Source organism: Accumulibacter sp., from assembly GCF_036625275.1.
GTDB lineage: Bacteria > Pseudomonadota > Gammaproteobacteria > Burkholderiales > Rhodocyclaceae > Accumulibacter.
This window is the reverse complement of the sequence record NZ_JAZKUD010000171.1, coordinates 1-3324: the sequence shown is the minus strand read 5'-3', so window position 1 is coordinate 3324 and position 3324 is coordinate 1. Positions and strand designations below refer to the sequence as shown.

4 protein-coding genes are annotated in these 3324 nt (G+C 63.3%); all 4 read right to left on the bottom strand.

Annotation, left to right across the window (positions count from 1 at the left end):
- Nucleotides 1-241 precede the first annotated feature (241 nt).
- Nucleotides 242-538, bottom strand: coding sequence for a type II toxin-antitoxin system RelE/ParE family toxin (locus V5B39_RS22105; protein WP_332344966.1), 297 nt, complete (start codon nucleotides 536-538; stop codon nucleotides 242-244).
- Nucleotides 535-759 carry an addiction module protein gene (locus tag V5B39_RS22100; protein ID WP_332344965.1) on the bottom strand — a complete coding sequence of 75 codons (225 nt, stop codon included), beginning with the start codon at nucleotides 757-759 and terminating at the stop codon, nucleotides 535-537. The genes V5B39_RS22105 and V5B39_RS22100 overlap by 4 nt, the downstream gene beginning before the upstream one ends.
- Before the next feature lie 806 nt (nucleotides 760-1565).
- Complete coding sequence (gene modC, locus V5B39_RS22095; protein WP_332344964.1) at nucleotides 1566-2645, bottom strand: molybdenum ABC transporter ATP-binding protein; 1080 nt, start codon at nucleotides 2643-2645, stop codon at nucleotides 1566-1568.
- Complete coding sequence (gene modB, locus V5B39_RS22090; RefSeq protein WP_332344963.1) at nucleotides 2642-3322, bottom strand: molybdate ABC transporter permease subunit; 681 nt, start codon at nucleotides 3320-3322, stop codon at nucleotides 2642-2644. The genes modC and modB overlap by 4 nt, the downstream gene beginning before the upstream one ends.
- Between the last annotated feature and the right edge of the window lie 2 nt (nucleotides 3323-3324).

Genomic DNA, 3324 nt, shown 5'->3' with positions numbered 1-3324 from the left:
TGTGTTCGACCCTATTGTTCGGCATCCTCGTCCGGATAAAGCCACCCTTCATCCGCCGACCGTTGCATGTTTTCGCCAAACTCCATGCACTCCTCGGGAATGTCCCTCTGGATCAGCGCCATCTCGCGGTCTTAGTCTTCGTCTATGCCAGTCTCCCTCTGTCGATTGCCCATGAGCGAATAGTGAGCGAACGGGCGTTCTGGCAACAGGAGAATTGCCAGAGATTCACAACTACGGGACGTCATTCACTCCGGCGCGTCATCGAGTAACCTGGCTCGCGTCGCAAGTGCATCACGGCCAGTACGAGCAAGCTCCTGCTCCCCGGTTCGTACAGAACACCATAGGGAAAGCGGTTGACCAAGACGCGGCGAACATTGCCGGCAAGTTGGGTCCAGGCGTCGGGCATAGCGGCGGCACGTTGGATGGCAGCGTGGATTTCGACCGCGAAGTCGAGACCCAGGCCAGTTTCACGCTCTTCGTACCAATCAACAGCAGCTTCGAACTCTTCGGCCGCTTCGGGGTGAAACTCGATGTTCATCGAGCGTGGCGCTGCCGGATTCGCTCAAAAACCTGTTCCCCCGGAATCGTCTGAACCTGACCGCTGGCCACCTCCTTTTGGCGCTGGTTGGCAACGCTAAGCCAAGCGGCGGTAATAGCGTCATCTTGTGGATTGAGGCTCTGCAATAGCGCTTCAGCTATCCGCGCACGTTCTTCCATGGGCAGGGAAATAATTTCGTCCATCAGGGCATTCGTTTTCATCGGTCAGTCCTCGCGTTTGCTTTTCGTTGCTGCGTTCGACTTTACGCTGATCCCAGGCGACGGACAACGAGTGCGGTGTCCACTTTGCTTTCCGTCCGCCACAGTCTGCGCAGGCCAACCTGTTCGATCATGGGGCAAACCTTTCGCCAGGATACTTCGGGGGACCGCAATGGCGTCGGCGTCAAGGCGAACCCAGCCGCTCCGCAGACATTGCACGCTGGGCCTTGTTTCAATGGAAAAGCCAGGAGCACGCCAGCCCAGAAGCTGAAGCTGAAGCAGATGACGTCCCGGTTCGGTCAGCCCGAGTTCGCTGTTTCGTTCCTTTCCTGTCTTGCCAATGCGTAAGGGGTGGGCGTGTGAGGCGGGCAGGTCGATCATCCGTGTTTCATCGGCCAGCCCGTATCCGCTGACGCAGGCATCGGGAACGGTAACCAGTTTCTCGGCAATTCGTTCGCCCCACAGTCCGGCAGGTGTAATTCTCCCGCTGGCGTGAGTTGTAGGGTGTAAAGAGTGAAGGCGTACTCGGTGTAGGCGTGGCGGTTCCCTGCGCCGGCCACCATGCGATACGGCGGCAAACGCGCCCAGCGCTCAAACCGCTAGTGTTCTTCGTAGCGAAGCCCGTCACGTTCTTCTCTGAGTTCGCGTTTCAGGGTGTTATTGATGGACTGGTCGGCGAGTGACGACCGAGGGGTAAAGAGCTGACGCATTATCGCGGGAGATCGGTCACTGTTGAATTCTCGCTCACCTCACCGGCTGCTCCTGGCCAACTCGCAGGGTGTCCTGCACCCTGGCGCGCTGTATGCCGCTCAGGCGAGGAGTGCGACGGCCTTGATCTGCGCCTTCAGCGCCAGGCCGGGCCGGATCTCCAGCCTTGCCGCGGAACGGCGGGTGATGCGGGCGAGCAGCGGCTCGCCGGCGACATCGAGGCGGACCAGGACATGGCCCGGCGTGTCGGTCGACGCCAGATCGACGACCGTCGCCTCGACGCTGTTGAGGATGCTGCTGTGTACCTGCGGCACCAGCGCCAGGCTGACATCGCGCGCATGAATGCGGCAGCGGAGCCGCGTGCCGATCGGCTCGTCCCGGCGCGTGACGAGGATCTGTCCGCCGGAGAACTCGAGTCGACTCAGGTCGTCTGCCTCCTGCGCAGCAAGCCGGGTCTCGATGACGACGCCGGCATCGTCGGCGAAAGCGGCGGGCAGGTCGATGCGGCTCAACACCTGCTTGAGCGGGCCGCTGGCAACAACCTGCCCCTGCTCGAGCAGCACCAGATGGTCGGCGAGTCGCGCCACTTCGTCGGGCGAGTGGCTGACATAGATGATCGGCAGCGACAGTTCGCGGTGCAGCCGTTCCAGATAAGGCAGGATTTCCAGCTTGCGCTTGAGGTCGAGCGCCGCCAGCGGCTCGTCGAGCAGCAGGATCTGCGGCGCAGCGAGCAGGGCGCGGGCGATCGCCACGCGCTGGCGTTCGCCACCGGAGAGCTGGCCGGGCGAGCGGTCGAGCAGGTGTTCGATGCCGAGCAGTTCGGCAACTTCGGAGAGGGCGAAGTGGCGCTTGCTGGCCGGCGTGCGCTGTTCGCCGAATTGCATGTTGCCGCGCACCGAAAGATGAGGAAAGAGGCTGGCTTCCTGAAAGACCATCCCCAACGCGCGCTGGTGCGGCGGCACGAACAGGCCTCTTGCCTCGTCCTGCCAGACCTCGTCGCCGACTGCAAAGTAGCCGTCGGCGGCACGCTCGAGTCCGGCGATGGCGCGCAGACAGGTAGTCTTGCCCGAACCGGAATGGCCGAAGAGACCGGTGACGCCGCGGCCCGGCAGCGTCAGCTCGACCTCGAGCTTGAAGTCGCGACGTTCGATGCGCAGGCGGGCACGGATTTCCCGGCTCATTCGCTCTTCCTCCCCGGCGGGTTGAAGATGTACAGCGCCAGCAGCACCAGGAAGCTGAACAGCACCATGCCGCCAGCCAACCAGTGCGCCTGGGCGTACTCCAGCGCCTCGACGTGGTCGTAAATCTGCACCGAGACGACGCGGGTCTTGCCCGGAATGCTGCCGCCGATCATCAGCACGATGCCGAACTCGCCGACGGTATGGGCAAAGCCGAGGATGGCCCCGGTGATGAAGCCAGGGCGTGCGAGCGGCACGGCAACCGACCAGAAGGTATCCCAGGGGCCGGCGCGCAAAGTGGCTGCAACCTCCAGTGGTCGCTCGCCGATGGCTTCGAAGGCGTTCTGGATCGGCTGCACGACGAAAGGCAGCGAGTAGAACACCGAGGCGACGACCAGTCCGGGAAAGGTGAAGGGCAACAGGCCGAGGCCCAGCCACTGCGTGAGCTGTCCGACCGGCCCCTGCGGCCCCATGGCGATCAGCAGGTAGAAGCCAAGCACCGTTGGCGGCAGCACCAGCGGCAGCGCGACCACGGCGCCGACCACGCTCTTGACTGCCGAACCTGTCCGCGCCAGCCACCAGGCGATCGGCGTGCCGATGATCAGCAGGAGAATCGTCACCACCGTCGCCAGCTTGAGCGTCAGCCAGACGGCGGCGAAATCCGCAGCAGCGCTGTCCATCC

Coding starts and splice junctions, on each gene's coding strand:
- V5B39_RS22105 (WP_332344966.1), bottom strand. CDS start 538: ATGAACATCGAGTTTCACCCCGAAGCGGCCGAAGAGTTCGAAGCTGCT.
- modB (WP_332344963.1), bottom strand. CDS start 3,322: ATGGACAGCGCTGCTGCGGATTTCGCCGCCGTCTGGCTGACGCTCAAG.
- modC (WP_332344964.1), bottom strand. CDS start 2,645: ATGAGCCGGGAAATCCGTGCCCGCCTGCGCATCGAACGTCGCGACTTC.
- V5B39_RS22100 (WP_332344965.1), bottom strand. CDS start 759: ATGAAAACGAATGCCCTGATGGACGAAATTATTTCCCTGCCCATGGAA.